The organism is Streptomyces sp. NPDC085866, assembly GCF_044541035.1.
Lineage (GTDB): Bacteria > Actinomycetota > Actinomycetes > Streptomycetales > Streptomycetaceae > Streptomyces.
Window position 1 is genome coordinate 1 of sequence record NZ_JBITSQ010000035.1, and the last position, 13,419, is coordinate 13,419.

Below are 13,419 nucleotides of genomic sequence, written 5' to 3' on the forward strand. Positions count from 1 at the left end.
TCCTGCACACCTACAACCACCACCGCTGCCACACCGCACTCGGCGGCCACCCACCGATCAGCCGCGTGAACAACGCTTCAGGTCAATACACCTAGCCGAGGCGGGAGACCTGGTAGTGGTCGATGAGCCAGCCGTCGTCCGAACGCCTCAGCAGGACGCCCAGGTTGACGGTCAGCGTGGGACGGTCGGTGAAGGAGAAGTCGACCGTCAGGTATCCGAGCACCAGGTCGTCGGCGAGGCGCCGGCTCTCCTGGACGCGGTACGCGGCCGACAGGCCCAGGGGCTGGGACGCGTAGTAGTCGGCGACGCCCTGCCGTCCGACGCTGTACGGGTGCAGCCCCTGGAAGATCGCTTCCTCGGTGAAGAGCGAGGCGACCTGTTCCGGCTCGTGGCCGTCGACGCCCGCCTTCCACCGGTCGAGGACGCTGTGCAGGATCGCTTCGGTGTCCGCCTTGGTGTGCATCTCGTGATCTCCTTCAGTGGCCTGCGCTCACGCCGCCGTCGACGTGCAGGATCTCGCCCGTGACGAACGGGGCGTTCTCCAGGTAGATCACCGCGTCCACGATGTCGCTCTGCTCGCCCATCCGGCCGACCGGCTGCAGGCCGGCGAGCGCCTCATGGGTCTCCTGCGGGTGCATCGGCGTCTTGATGATGCCCGGAGAGACCGCGTTGGCGCGGATGCCGCGGGTGGCGTACTCGATGGCCAGCGACTTGGTGGCGGACTGCAGTCCGCCCTTGGTCAGCGAGGCCAGTACGGAGGGGACGCGGGAGTCCGCGTGGTCGACCAGGCTGGTGGTGACGTTGACGACGTGACCGCCGCCCTGGGTGAGCATCTGCTCGACGGCCAGCTGGGTGATGCGGAAGAAGCCGGCGAGGTTCACGCCGGTCACGTCGGCGTAGTCGTCCCCGGTGTAGTCGGTGAAGGGCTTGGCGACGAAGATTCCCGCGTTGTTGACCAGGGTGTCGACGCGGCCGAACCGCTCCACCGCGGCGGCGATGACGCGTTCGGCGGTGGCGGGGTCGGTGATGTCGCCCTGGACGGTCAGGACGTCCGGGTCGGCGGAGGGGGCGATGCCGCGCGAGGTGGCGACGACGGCGTGGCCGAGCTTGCGGTAGGCGTCGACGAGTCCGGCGCCGATGCCCTGGGAGGCGCCGGTGATGACTGCGACCTTCTGGGTGCTCATGAGGATGTTCTCCAGAGTGGGTGGGACCGAGGGGTACCGCGACCTGACGTCCAGTTACTAGCCGACCGGTCGACTATTTGACCGTAGGCCTGCTCGCCGCAGGCAGTCAAAGGCCGAGGAGGGCCGCGCCGGGACCCGCTTCCTAGCAACTGAGAGGCGCAGACTCCCAGTGCACGTCAGCGCGACACCGCCCCCGTTCGCGACGCGCGGAGGACTGACGGCACATCGCGGCACTTTCCGCGGAGCGCTCAGCGCTTGTACGGGTCGCCCTCGGGCAGCCAGGCGTCCAGGCCGTGGATCCCCAGGTCGCCGACGCCGTCGCACAGGGCCTCGGCGACGGCGAGGACCGCCGTACGGACTTCGCCGCGGCGCCGCACCAGGGACCACGTCCAGTGGATCCGCGGTGCGACGACGGGGCGTCGGACGAGGTCGGGAGGGAGCGGAGTCGTCTGCCCCTTGGGCGAGTTGATGACGGGGCGACCGCTGCGGCGGACGTGGTCGAAGAAGGCGGGGCCGGTGACGCCGCCGTCGGAGATGCGCAGCACGCGGGCCCCGGTGTCCCGGGCCAGTTGCTCGGCGTAGACGTTCCAGGAGGACCAGGAGGTGACGTCGTCGTCCAGGAGCACGGCGGTCTCCCGGGCGGTCACCTCGCTCGTGTCCGTGCCGGTGGCGACGGCATAGAGCCGGTCGGCGCCGATGAGCCGGGCGCACAGGTCACGCCGCTCCAGGTCCTCGGTACGCACCCAGCACACCGCGAGGTCCAGGCCGCCGTCGGCGACCCGGGCCGCCTGGGCGTGCGAGGGGGCGACCCACGCGTCGACGTGGACCTGGGCCACGGCGGAGGTGCGGGCGATCAGGTCCGCGGGCAGCCAGTTGACATAGCCGAGCCGAACAGGTTCCGAACCGGCCAGCCCACGCGCGCGTCGCCGCAGGTCGTCGGCCTGTTCCAGCAGGGCGCGGGTGTGCGGGAGCAGCGCCGAGCCGGCCGGGGTGAGGGCCACCGAACGGCGGTCGCGGTCGAACAGGCGCACTCCCAGGTCGCGTTCGAGCGCCTTGATCTGCTGGGACAGGGAGGGCCCGGCGATCAGGAGCCGTTTGGCGGCCCGGCCGAAGTTGAGTTCCTCGGCCACCGCGACGAAGTAGCGAAGTTGGCGCAGCTCCACGCCCGTCATGCTACGTCGGTGCGAGGCAGCGCCTCCCAGCAGCGAGGAAGCCTGTCGTGGCGTGCCCGCTGCGCCGGGCGGACGATGAGGGCATGGAGGTCCGGCGTGGAACGAACACGGCGGGCCCCGCCCGACGCCCCACCGAAGCGGAGCAGACCATGCGAGAGTTCCTGGTCGAGATCACGACCACCGTCCCCGAGGGCACCGGCCAGGACGAGGTCGACAGGCGACGGGCCGCCGAGGCGGTCCGCGCGAGGGAACTGGCCGCCACCGGCAACCTGGCGCGGCTGTGGCGCCCGGTCGGCGAACTGCGCAGCATCGGCGTCTGGCGGGCTGCGGACGAGCAGGAACTCCACGAGAAGGTGCTCGGCACACTTCCCCTGCGCCCGTGGATGACCGTCACCGTCACCCCGCTCGAGTCCCACCCCAACGACCCGGGCCGAGGCGACGGCGGCCACTGACCGCACGGCCGCCGCCCGCGCCCCCCCTCTCCCCCACCCTCACCTCACCGCGTCACCGCCGGGACTTCCTCATGCGCGTACGACCTTTGCGCGCCTCCTCGGCCCGCACAGTCCGGGAAAGCGCCCCGCTCCGCTCTCCCTGGGCGCATGTCGCCCAGGCCGCCGCCGCGCTGGCCGCGGGCATGGGTGTCGGCCGGTTCGTCTACACCCCGATCCTGCCTCTGATGCACGCCCGGGCGGGACTGTCCGCGGGTGCGGGCGCCGACCTGGCGACCGCCAACTACGCCGGCTACCTCGTCGGCGCGCTCGCCGGGATCCTGGCGCCCGCGCTGGTCCGCTCCCCCGCCCTCCTGCGCACCTCCCTGGTCGCGCTGACCGTCAGCCTGGCCGCGATGCCCGCCACCCACAGCACGGGGGTGTGGGTCGGGCTGCGGCTGCTCGCCGGCGTCGCCAGTGCGGTGATCTTCGTCATCGCCGTCAGCTCCCTTCACAGCCGTCTGCGCGAGCACCCCGCCCACCTGTCCGGCTGGGCCTTCGGCGGAGTGGGCGCCGGCATCGCCCTGTCCGGTCTACTCGTCCTCACCCTGCGTTCCGTCGCCGACTGGCGGGCCGCCTGGTGGGCCTCGGCGGCCCTCACCGCGGTCCTCACCATCGCCTCGTGGCAGCTGCGCCCCGAGCCCGCTCCCGCAGCCACCGCGGCACCGGCCGGGCCGGCCGGCGGCGGCGCGCCGACCCTCCGCGCCCGCCCCTGGTTCGGCGTCCTGTTCGCCTCCTACACCCTCGAAGGCGTCGGCTACATCGTCGCCGGGACCTTCCTCGTCGCCGCGATCGAACAGAGCTCACCGGGCTGGATCGGCAGCGGCGCCTGGGTGCTGGTCGGCCTGGCGGCCGTACCGTCCGCCGCGCTGTGGGCCCGGCTCGGGCGCCGCTGGTCCCACCCCGGTCTGCTGTTCGTCGCGCTCGTCGTCCAGGCGGCCGGCATCGCTCTGCCGGCCCTGATCGCCGGGGTGACGGCCGGCCTCGTCTCCGCGGTCCTGTTCGGCGCCACCTTCATCGGCGTCAGCACACTCGCCCTCGCCGCGGGAGCCCAGCTGCGCTTCCCTCGCTCGGTCGCGCTGCTGACCGCCGGATACTCCGTCGGTCAGATCCTCGGCCCCCTGGCCGTCGCCCCCCTGCTCCGCCACGGCTACCACCAGGCCCTGATCCTGGCCGCGGCCGTGGTCCTGGCCGCCGCCGCGGCCGCCGCCGTGCTGCGCAGGGGACTCACGCTCCACGGGGTGGTGGTGCGGCGGGGCGCTCCGGTACGACGGCCCGCGCGCGCGGAGGCCACCGCGGACCCCGACCGGGGCGGCGTCTGACGGACCGGAGCCACGGCAGGCCGACCCGACCGGCTCCGCCTCGTCGAGGCCACCCCCACCCGCCGCGCCTCGCGCGGGCGGGTCTCACACCCCGGCCACGGCCTCCCGCGGCGCACGAGCGCCGAGCAGGGCAAGGCAGTTGGCCCACAGGGGGCCCAGGCGGTGCGGGCTGTTGTAGAGCTTCGCGAACAGCACTTGCCCTTCGAGCTGGGCGACCACGGCCCGCGCGGCCTCCCGCGTGTCGGCCACGTCGACCTCCTGCCGCTCAACACCCTCGGCGATGACCGAGTCGACCATCTCGACCTGGGCGTCGAAGATCTCCTGCAGCCGGGCGCGAATCGCCTCGGTCCGGTTGCTCATCTCCAGGGCGAGGTTCCCGAACAGACAGCCCGAAACGGTGCCGCAGCTCTGCTGGCCGGCACGCTGGGCGGCCTCGGTCTCCTCGAACAGTCGGCGCAGCCGGCTCAGCGGTTCCGCGTCACCGCGGAGAGCGGCGCTCCAGGTGCGCTTCTGACCGGCCCAGTGCTCGTCTATGACGGCCAGCGCGAGGGCTTCCTTGGACTCGAAGAAGTAATAGAAGCTCCCCTTGGGCACGCCGGCCGCCTTGCAGATCTCGGCCACGCCCAGGGCGGAGTAGCCGCGCTCCTCGATCAGAGACCACGCGGCGCTGAGAATCTTCTCCCGGGCATCACTGGTACGTCCCATGGGTCAATTTTACGACCGGTCGACTATTTCGAGCCGGAACGACCGACCGGGGTCAACAGTCCGCATACCGAACATGAACATCCGGTCAACGGACCATTTCCAGCCAAGTTTCTGACGCGGTCCTGACAGATGCCGTGATCCCCTGCCACTCTTCCCACGGCCGACTCACAGCAACCCCACAGTTCCCCATGCTCGCGTGAGCCGGCTCTGCACCTGCACGTGGTTCCGCGTAACGCCCTGTTCTGCCCGGACGTCCCAACCCACCGTCCGGTCTCCCCTGGCCGCGCGACCCGCGGTCACGCAGAAGGAGTCAGTGTTGAGTAGCACCTCTCGCAGACGCACCTCCCACACAGCGCACCGCCGCACCGCCGCCGTCGCCCTCGCGGGTGTCGCCACCCTGATCGCCGCGGCCGTCCAGTCCGGCGCCGCGAGCGCCGCCCCGGCGAAGCCGCAGGCCGGCAAGGTCAACCCCGCCCATGTGGCCCTCAAGCTCACGCCCTCGCAGCGCGCCGAGCTGATCCGGCACGCGGACGCCGGGAAGGCCGCCACGGCGCGGTCCATAGGCCTCGGGGCCAAGGAGAAGCTGGTCGTCCATGACGTCGTCAAGGACGCCGACGGGACTGTGCACACCCGTTACGAGCGGACCTACGCGGGCCTGCCGGTGCTGGGCGGCGACCTCGTCGTCGACACCGCCAAGTCCGGCGCGACGAAGTCCGTCATCAGGGCGAACAACGCCTCGCTGAAGGTCGCCGACCTCACCCCGGCCGTGTCGAAGGCCTCGGTCGAGAAGCAGGCCGTGCAGCGGGCCAAGGCCCTCGGCGGCAGCAAGTCGGCCGCGGACAGCGTGCGCAAGGTGATCTGGGCGGGCAGCGGCAAGCCTGTTCTCGCGTACGAGACCGTCGTCGGCGGGCTCCAGGACGACGGCACCCCGAACCAGCTGCACGTCGTCACCGACGCCGCCACCGGCAAGAAGCTCTTCGAGTACCAGGGCATCAGGACCGGCGTCGGCAACACCCAGTACAGCGGCCAGGTGACGCTGACCACGACCCAGTCGGGCTCGAACTACACGCTGACCGACGGGGCGCGCGGCGGCCACAAGACGTACAACCTCAACCACGGCACCTCGGGCACCGGCACGCTGTTCTCCCAGACCAACGACACCTGGGGCAACGGCACCACGTCCAACGCCGCCACCGCGGGCGCGGACGCCCACTACGGCGCCGCGGTCACCTGGGACTTCTACAAGAACACCTTCGGCCGCAGCGGCATCAAGAACAACGGCGTCGGCGCCTACTCCCGCGTCCACTACGGCAACGCGTACGTGAACGCCTTCTGGGACGACAGCTGCTTCTGCATGACCTACGGCGACGGCTCGGGCAACAACGACCCGCTGACCTCGCTCGACGTCGCGGGCCACGAGATGAGCCACGGTGTCACCTCCAACACCGCCGGCCTCAACTACAGCGGTGAGTCCGGCGGCCTCAACGAGGCCACCAGCGACATCATGGGCACCGGCGTGGAGTTCTACGCCAACAACAGCTCGGACGTCGGCGACTACCTCATCGGCGAGAAGATCGACATCAACGGCGACGGCACCCCGCTGCGCTACATGGACAAGCCCAGCAAGGACGGCGCGTCCAAGGACAGCTGGTACTCGGGGCTCGGCAACCTCGACGTGCACTACTCCTCGGGCCCCGCGAACCACTTCTTCTACCTGCTGAGCGAGGGCAGCGGCACCAAGGTCATCAACGGTGTCACCTACAACTCGCCCACCGCGGACGGCCTTCCGGTCACCGGCATCGGCCGCGACAAGGCGCTGCAGATCTGGTACCGGGCGCTGACCACCAAGTGGACCTCCACCACCAACTACGCGGGCGCCCGCACCGGCACCCTCGCGGCGGCCGGCGAGCTGTACGGCACCACCAGCACCGAGTACAAGGCGGTGCAGGACGCCTGGGCGGCCGTGGCGGTCGGTTCGCGCTCCGGTGGCGGCGGGGGCGGCGGCACCTCGTACGAGAACACCTCGCCGGTTTCGATCCCGGACAACGGGCCGGCGGTCACTTCGAACATCACCGTCTCCGGCAGGAGCGGAAACGCGCCAAGCAACCTTCAGGTGAGCGTGGACATCACGCACACCTGGCGCGGTGACCTGGTGATCGACCTGGTCGGTCCGTCGGGCACCTCGTACCGCCTGAAGAACTTCTCCTCGTCCGACTCGGCGGACAACGTCAACGAGACCTACACGGTCAACGCCTCCTCCGAATCGGCCAATGGCACCTGGAAGTTGAAGGTCCAGGACCAGGCCGCGCAGGACGTCGGCACGATCAACAGCTGGAAGCTGACGTTCCCGTAGACCGTACGTCACCAGCACCGGAACAGGGCGCCGTCCGGGGGTTCGATCCCCTCGGGCGGCGCCCGTTTTACATTCCTGAAACGTTCACCAGACAGACGGATTTCGGCCAACATCACTTTGGGGTCCTGACATGTACGCGCCCCTGATGTCACTCTCTCTCCACCCGCCGCAGCAGCACAGCAACTTCGCAACGTCACACACTCCGGCCAGTAACCCCACACTGCCCGGACTCCCCCACGAGAAGGAGCTTCTGTGAGCCCCCTCTACGCGCGTCACAAGCGCACCACTCTGGCCATCGCCACCGCTGTCGCGGCCGGAGCCCTGCTCTCCACTGGTCTGACCACCAGTGCCCACGCCCAGACCCCGGCCGAGGCCGCCGCCGCCAAGCCGCTGGCCGCCGCCCCGACCGCGCTGTCCGCCGCTGCCCGTACCACCCTGATCCAGAAGGCCCAGGCCGGCGCGGCCGACACCGCGCAGAAGATAGGCCTCGGCGCCAAGGAGAAGCTGGTCGTCAAGGACGTCGTCAAGGACGCCGACGGCGCCGTCCACACCCGCTACGAGCGCACCTACGCGGGCCTGCCGGTCCTCGGCGGCGACCTGGTCGTCCACACCGCCAAGTCGGGCAAGGCCGAGGGCGTCACCAAGGCGAACAAGTCCGCCATCAAGGTTGCCTCGCTCAAGCCGCAGATCACCGCCGCCAAGGCGGAGAAGCAGGCCGTGAGCGCCGCCAAGACCCTGGGCTCCGCGAAGTCCTCCGCGGACGGCGCGCGCAAGGTGATCTGGGCCGGCTCCGGCAAGCCCGTCCTCGCCTACGAGACGATCGTCGGCGGCCTGCAGGACGACGGCACCCCGAACCAGCTGCACGTCATCACCGACGCGGCCACCGGCAAGAAGCTCTTCGAGTACCAGGGCATCGAGAACGCGACCGGCACCGGCAAGACGCTGTACTCGGGCAGCGTCAGCCTCACCACCACCCAGTCGGGCTCGACGTACAACCTGACCGACGCCTCGCGCGGCGGCCACAAGACCTACAACCTCGCCCGCAAGACGTCCGGCAAGGGCACCCTGGTCAGCAGCTCGACCAACACCTTCGGCACCGGCACCGCCTCCACCTCCTCCTCCGACCAGACGGCCGCCGCCGACGCCGCGTACGGCGCTGCGGAGACCTGGGACTTCTACAAGAGCACCTTCGGCCGCAGCGGTATCAAGAACGACGGCGTCGGCGCCTACTCCCGCGTCCACTACGGCAACGCGTACGTCAACGCGTTCTGGGACGACAGCTGCTTCTGCATGACCTACGGCGACGGTGACGGCAACGCCGACCCGCTGACCTCCCTCGACGTCGCCGGCCACGAGATGAGCCACGGCGTCACCGCCAACACCGCCGGCCTGGACTACTCGGACGAGTCGGGCGGCCTGAACGAGGCCACCTCCGACATCTTCGGCACGGGCGTGGAGTTCTACGCGAACAACGCCTCGGACCCCGGTGACTACCTCATCGGCGAGAAGATCAACATCAACGGTGACGGCACCCCGCTGCGCTACATGGACAAGCCCAGCAAGGACGGCGGCTCGGCGGACTACTGGTCCTCGTCGGTCGGCAACCTGGACGTCCACTACTCGTCCGGCGTCGCGAACCACTTCTTCTACCTGCTGTCGGAGGGCAGCGGCGCGAAGACGATCAACGGTGTGAGCTACAACTCCCCGACGAAGACCGGCTCGACGGTCACCGGCATCGGCCGCGCCAAGGCGCTGCAGATCTGGTACAAGGCGCTGACGACGTACTTCACGTCCACGACCGACTACTCGGGCGCCCGCGCGGGCACCCTGTCGGCCGCGGCGGACCTCTACGGCTCCGGCAGCACCGAGTACAACGCGGTGAAGGCGGCCTGGACCGGGGTCAACGTCACCAGCTGACCGAGTGCTTGACGGGCGGTACCCGGGCGTAAGGCGTCCCGGGCACCGCCCTACCCTTGTGACCCATGTCCTCGGCGCCCTTCACCTACGAGCCGGTCGGCGCGACCCGCGACGACGTGACCTTCTGCCCGCCCGGCTTCCGCCCACTACTCGAACGCACCCGTCTCGGCGAGGGCCCTGAGGTCTTCCGCCGGGCCGCCGAGGCGGTCCTGACCTGGGAGATGCACCGCGCGATGGGGATGGGCATCGACGCCACCGCCGACCGCGCGGCCCCCGACGTCGACGTCACCGTCACCCTGGCCGGTCTCATCAAGGCCCCCTGCCGCATCGTCTGGACCGTCGACGAGCCCCGCCGCGCCGGCTGGGCCTACGGCACCCTGGAAGGCCACCCCGAGTGCGGCGAGGAGGCCTTCGTGGTCGACCGCACCGGCGACGGCACCGTCTGGCTGACGGTGGCCGCCTTCAGCCGCGCCCAGAAGTGGTACGCCCGCGCGGGCGGAGCCGCGACGCGCGGGCTGCAGCACGCCTACGCCCGCAGGTGCGGCAAGGTGCTGCGGGAGCTGGCCACCCGGGACCTCAAGGACTGACACTCACCGCATCAGCACCCCCGCCCCCTCCACCGCCTCCTCCGACGGCACGGACACCAGGCCCAGTTCCGCGCCCGAGGCGAGCAGGCGGTGGGTCGGGAGGATGCGGATCGTGTAGCCGTACGGGCCGGTGCGGTCCAGGGAGAGCGGGCCCTCGTAGACGCGGCGGCCCTCCAGGTCCGGGGCACCGGTCGCCTTCAGCGGGACCACCGTGGCATCGGTGATGCGGTCCTGCGCGTCGACCCGGCCGGAGACCGCCTGTACCTCCACGTCGTCCGGCCCGAGATCGCCGAGCCCCACCCGCACCCGCAGCCCCACGGTCGAGCCCAGCTCCGCGGTGGCCGGCGTCGCCGTCGTCTCCACGTGGTCGACGCTCACGCGGGGCCAGGCGGCCCGCACCCTGGCCTTCCAGGCGGCCAGTTCACGCGCCGTGTCCTCGGTCAGCAGGCGGTGGGACTGGGCGGCGGGCGTGTACAGGCGGTCGACGTACTCGCGGACCATCCGGCCCGCCAGCACCTTCGGGCCCAGCAGGGTGAGGGTCTGGCGGACCATGTCGATCCAGCGGTCCGGCAGCCCGCCCCGGCCGCGCTCGTAGAAGCGTGGGGTGACCCGCTGTTCGAGGAGGTCGTAGAGGGCCGCGGCCTCGATGTCGTCACGGCGGTCCGGGTCGGTGCCCGCGCCGTCGGCGGTCGGGACGGCCCAGCCGAAGTCCGGCTGGAACCACTCGTCCCACCAGCCGTCCAGCACCGAGAGGTTGAGGCAGCCGTTGAGCGCGGCCTTCATCCCGGAGGTGCCGCAGGCCTCCAGCGGGCGCAGCGGGTTGTTCAGCCAGACGTCGCAGCCGGGGTAGAGCTTCTGCGCCATCGCCATGCCGTAGTCGGGCAGGAAGACGATCCGGTGCCGCACGCGCGGGTCGTCGGCGAACCGCACCAGCTCCTGCACCAGCCGCTTGCCGCCGTCGTCCGCCGGGTGCGCCTTGCCCGCGACGACGATCTGGATCGGCCGCTCCGGGTGCAGCAGCAGCTCCATCAGCCGGTCCCGGTCGCGCAGCATCAGCGTGAGCCGCTTGTACGACGGCACGCGCCGCGCGAACCCGATCGTCAGCACCCCGGGGTCGAGCACGCCGTCGATCCAGCCCAGCTCTGCGTCCCCGGCGCCGCGTTGCCGCCAGGAGGCGCGCAGCCGCTCCCGCACCTCCAGCACCAGCTGTTCGCGCAGGGTGCGGCGCAGCTCCCAGACCTCCTGGTCCGCGATGTCCGCGACCGAGTCCCAGCGCTCGGAGCCGCCGACACTCAGCGCGTCCTCGGCCCGCTGGGCGCCGATCTCCCGGGCGCCGAGCCGCAGCACCTCGGGGGCGACCCAGGTCGGGGCGTGCACCCCGTTGGTCACGGAGGTGATCGGCACCTCCTCGGCGTCGAATCCCGGCCACAGCCCCGCGAACATCTCCCGGCTGACCTGCCCGTGCAGCAGCGAGACCCCGTTCGCCCGCTGGGCCAGCCGGAGTCCCATCACGGCCATGTTGAACAGGTTCGGCTCGCCGCCCGGGTAGGTCTCCATGCCCAGCGCCAGGACCCGCTGCACGTCGATGCGCGGGAGTTCGGCATCCGCCCCGAAGTGCCGGGCGACCAGCTCCCGGTCGAACCGGTCGATCCCGGCCGGGACGGGGGTGTGCGTGGTGAACACGGTCCCGCCGCGCACGGCCTCCAGCGCCGAGTCGAAGTCGAGTCCCCGGTCGCACAGTTCGGCGATCCGCTCCAGACCGAGGAAGCCGGCGTGTCCCTCGTTGGTGTGGAACACCTCGGGCGCCGGGTGTCCGGTGAGCCGGCAGTACGTCCGCACGGCCCGGACACCCCCTATCCCCAGCAGCATCTCCTGCAGCAGCCGGTGCTCGCTGCCGCCGCCGTACAGCCGGTCGGTCACCCCGCGTTCGCCGAGGTCGTTCTCCTCCACGTCCGAGTCGAGCATCAGCAGCGGCACCCGGCCCACCTGGGCCAGCCAGATCCGGGCGTGCAGCGCCCGGCCGCCGGGCAGCGCGAGGGACACCCGGGCGGGGCTGCCGTCGGCCTCCTTCAGCAGGCTGACGGGCAGCTCATGGGGGTCGAGCACCGGGTAGTGCTCCTGTTGCCAGCCGTCCCGGGACAGGGTCTGGCGGAAGTACCCGTGCCGGTAGAGCAGGCCGACACCGATCAGCGGGACCCCGAGGTCGCTGGCCGCCTTGAGATGGTCGCCGGCGAGGATGCCGAGGCCGCCGGAGTACTGGGGCAGCGCGGCCGTGATGCCGAACTCGGGCGAGAAGTAGGCGACGGCGGCGGGCAGCCCGTCGTCCTGCTGCTGGTACCAGCGGTCGCCGGTCACATAGTCGTTGAGGTCGTCGACGGCCGCGCGCAGCCGGCGCAGGAACCGCCGGTCCCCGGCCAGCTCGGTGAGCCGGGCCGGGCGCACCCCGCCCAGCAGCCGCACCGGGTCGCCTCCGGCGGCGGCCCAGCGTTCGGGATCGACGGACTGGAACAGATCGCGCGTTTCCACATGCCAGGACCAGCGCAGATTGCGCGCCAGGTCGCTCAGCGGCCGGAGGGGTTCGGGGAGAACGGGACGGACGGTGAACCGACGGATCGCCTTCACATTCCACCTCGGACGCGTTACGGGGTGAGACGCACGGCGCTGTACGTCTCGTCGTCAGGGTCGACGTTAGTGGTTACCGGGGCGTCGGTGGGGACGTAGCAGGGGCGGGTGTCGGGGCGTGGCGGGGGCGTAATGGCCACCCGGGCGGGAAACCGGAAAAGGGGCCGGTCTTGTGCGTAGACATACGCGTGAGTAGTTAACAAAGTGCCGGATTGCCCACCCGAATAGGGTGGGAAGGCTCCTCCGGTACGTCCCACAGCAGTACCACGTCTGACCTGCAGGACCCACCTCCCCACAGCCATCCGCCCACACCCCCGTTGAAGCGGACAGGAGCGGTCATGCCCGCCACGCACCACTCGTCAGCACCCACGACACCCAGCAAGGCAGCCGGAAGGAAAACTTCTGGCAAGAAAACCGGAAAGCCCGCCGAGGAACTCCTCGAGGAGGCTCCGGCCCCGCCTCGGCAGCGTCCCGTCCCGCCGGAGCCGACCACTCTCGGCCGAATCCCCGTCCTCGACGTGCGCCCGGTGGTCCAGCACGGGCGCAGGCCCGCCAAGGCGGTGGCCGGTGAGTCGTTCGAGGTGTCGGCCACCGTGTTCCGGGAGGGCCACGACGCCGTCGCCGCGAACGTCGTCCTGCGGGACCCTCAGGGCCGCCCGGGCCCCTGGACCCCGATGCGTGAACTCGCCCCGGGCACCGACCGTCTGGGCGCCACCGTCACCCCGGACGAGCCAGGCCGCTGGACCTACACGGTGGAGGCCTGGTCGGACCCGGTCGCCACCTGGCGGCACCACGCACGGATCAAGATCCCGGCGGGCATCGACACCGGCCTGGTCCTGGAGGAGGGCGCACGGCTGTACGAGCAGGCGGCCGCCGGAGCCCCCGAGGAGCAGCGGGACGTCGTCCTGGCGGCCGCTGCCGCGCTGCGGGACGAGGACCGCCCGGCCGCCTGGCGGCTCGCGGCGGCCCTGGCGCCCGAGGTGGACGCGGTGTTGTCCCGTCACCCGTTGCGGGAGTCGGTGACCGCGTCCGACGCGATGCCCCTGCTCGTGGAGCGGGAGCGGGCGCT

General features: G+C 71.3%; 11 protein-coding genes. 6 read left to right on the forward strand and 5 right to left on the reverse strand.

Going from position 1 to position 13,419, the window contains the following annotated elements; genetic code table 11:
* Positions 1–91: 91 nt before the first annotated feature.
* The 3 genes from ACIF83_RS45525 to ACIF83_RS45535 all read right to left on the reverse strand — a co-directional run bounded on the left by ACIF83_RS45525 (position 92) and on the right by ACIF83_RS45535 (position 2,356).
* Positions 92–463 (reverse strand): SgcJ/EcaC family oxidoreductase, encoded by a 372-nt coding sequence (locus ACIF83_RS45525; RefSeq protein ID WP_393480754.1) that lies wholly within the window; start codon positions 461–463, stop codon positions 92–94.
* Between the two features lie 13 nt (positions 464–476).
* Positions 477–1,184, reverse strand: a complete 708-nt coding sequence (locus ACIF83_RS45530; protein WP_399736515.1) for an SDR family NAD(P)-dependent oxidoreductase — start codon at positions 1,182–1,184, stop codon at positions 477–479.
* 248 nt (positions 1,185–1,432) lie between these two features.
* Entirely contained in the window at positions 1,433–2,356 is a 924-nt protein-coding gene (locus tag ACIF83_RS45535) for a LysR family transcriptional regulator (RefSeq protein ID WP_399736518.1), read from the reverse strand.
* A 149-nt stretch (positions 2,357–2,505) separates the two neighbouring features.
* On the opposite strand from ACIF83_RS45535, the gene ACIF83_RS45540 reads away from it, so the two are divergent.
* Positions 2,506–2,808, forward strand: coding sequence for a muconolactone Delta-isomerase family protein (locus ACIF83_RS45540; RefSeq protein WP_399736521.1), 303 nt, complete (start codon positions 2,506–2,508; stop codon positions 2,806–2,808).
* A 182-nt stretch (positions 2,809–2,990) separates the two neighbouring features.
* Positions 2,991–4,166 (forward strand): YbfB/YjiJ family MFS transporter, encoded by a 1,176-nt coding sequence (locus tag ACIF83_RS45545; protein WP_399736533.1) that lies wholly within the window; start codon positions 2,991–2,993, stop codon positions 4,164–4,166.
* 84 nt (positions 4,167–4,250) lie between these two features.
* Here the strand turns inward: ACIF83_RS45545 and ACIF83_RS45550 are convergent, their stop codons facing one another.
* Complete coding sequence (locus tag ACIF83_RS45550; RefSeq protein ID WP_399736524.1) at positions 4,251–4,871, reverse strand: TetR/AcrR family transcriptional regulator; 621 nt, start codon at positions 4,869–4,871, stop codon at positions 4,251–4,253.
* 313 nt (positions 4,872–5,184) lie between these two features.
* On the opposite strand from ACIF83_RS45550, the gene ACIF83_RS45555 reads away from it, so the two are divergent.
* From ACIF83_RS45555 to ACIF83_RS45565, 3 genes are all read left to right on the forward strand, one after another.
* Positions 5,185–7,224 carry a M4 family metallopeptidase gene (locus ACIF83_RS45555; protein ID WP_399736527.1) on the forward strand — a complete coding sequence of 680 codons (2,040 nt, stop codon included), beginning with the start codon at positions 5,185–5,187 and terminating at the stop codon, positions 7,222–7,224.
* A 252-nt stretch (positions 7,225–7,476) separates the two neighbouring features.
* Positions 7,477–9,141, forward strand: coding sequence for a M4 family metallopeptidase (locus tag ACIF83_RS45560; RefSeq protein ID WP_393480771.1), 1,665 nt, complete (start codon positions 7,477–7,479; stop codon positions 9,139–9,141).
* Positions 9,142–9,206: 65 nt separating this feature from the next.
* Positions 9,207–9,728, forward strand: a complete 522-nt coding sequence (locus ACIF83_RS45565) for a DUF1990 domain-containing protein (RefSeq protein ID WP_393480773.1) — start codon at positions 9,207–9,209, stop codon at positions 9,726–9,728.
* 3 nt (positions 9,729–9,731) lie between these two features.
* Here ACIF83_RS45565 and ACIF83_RS45570 read toward each other — a convergent pair whose 3' ends face one another.
* Positions 9,732–12,350, reverse strand: a complete 2,619-nt coding sequence (locus tag ACIF83_RS45570) for a glycosyltransferase family 1 protein (RefSeq protein ID WP_398139830.1) — start codon at positions 12,348–12,350, stop codon at positions 9,732–9,734.
* Between the two features lie 338 nt (positions 12,351–12,688).
* Between ACIF83_RS45570 and ACIF83_RS45575 the strand changes: the two genes are divergently transcribed.
* Positions 12,689–13,419: maltotransferase domain-containing protein (locus ACIF83_RS45575; RefSeq protein WP_393480779.1), on the forward strand; the 731-nt coding region annotated here is incomplete at its 3' end.